Origin of the sequence: Microbacterium azadirachtae, from assembly GCF_000956545.1 — a bacterium.
In the GTDB taxonomy this organism is placed as follows: Bacteria; Actinomycetota; Actinomycetes; order Actinomycetales; family Microbacteriaceae; genus Microbacterium; species Microbacterium azadirachtae.
In genome coordinates, this window is the sequence record NZ_JYIT01000009.1 from 1 (window position 1) to 806 (window position 806).

At 67.2% G+C, this 806-nt stretch carries 1 protein-coding gene; it reads left to right on the forward strand.

All coding sequences use genetic code 11. From position 1 onward, the window contains the following. A partial coding sequence (locus RL72_RS00060; RefSeq protein ID WP_045248759.1) for an L-rhamnose isomerase occupies window positions 1–806 on the forward strand: 806 nt, incomplete at both ends.

Sequence of the window (806 nt, forward strand, 5' to 3'; positions counted from 1 at the left end):
GTGTTCGGCACGCCCGGCACGCCCCGCGACCCGTACGAGAAGATCGCCGATGCGGCGCAGGTGCACGCCCACACGGCGCTCGCCCCCACCGTGGCGCTGCACATCCCGTGGGATCTCGTCGATTCCTTCGACGACCTGCGCCGCCACGCGGAGGACCTGGGCGTCGCGCTCGGGACGGTGAACTCGAACACGTTCCAGGACGAGGACTACAAGTTCGGGGCCCTCACGCACGAGGACGACCGGATCCGGCAGAAGGCCATCGACCACCACTTCGCCTGCATCGACGTGATGCACCGGACCGGGTCGCGGGATCTCAAGATCTGGCTCGCGGAGGGGTCCAACTACCCCGGTCAGAACGACATGCGCGCCCGTCAGGACCGGCTGCAGGACTCGCTGCAGCAGATCTACGCGCGCCTCGGCGACGAGCAGCGCCTCGTGCTCGAGTACAAGTTCTTCGAGCCGTCGTTCTATCACACCGACGTGCCCGACTGGGGCACGAGCTACGCGCAGGTGGCGGCGCTCGGCGAGCGGGCGATGGTGTGCCTGGACACCGGTCACCACGCCCCCGGCACGAACATCGAGTTCATCGTGATGCAGCTGCTGCGCCTCGGCAAGCTCGGATCCTTCGACTTCAACTCGCGCTTCTACGCCGACGACGACCTGATCGTCGGCGCTGCGGATCCGTTCCAGCTGTTCCGCATCCTCGCGGAGGTGATCCGCGGCGGCGGGTTCGGCAATCCCGACGTGGCGTTCATGCTCGACCAGTGCCACAATATCGAGGCGAAGATCCCGGGGCAGATCCGCTC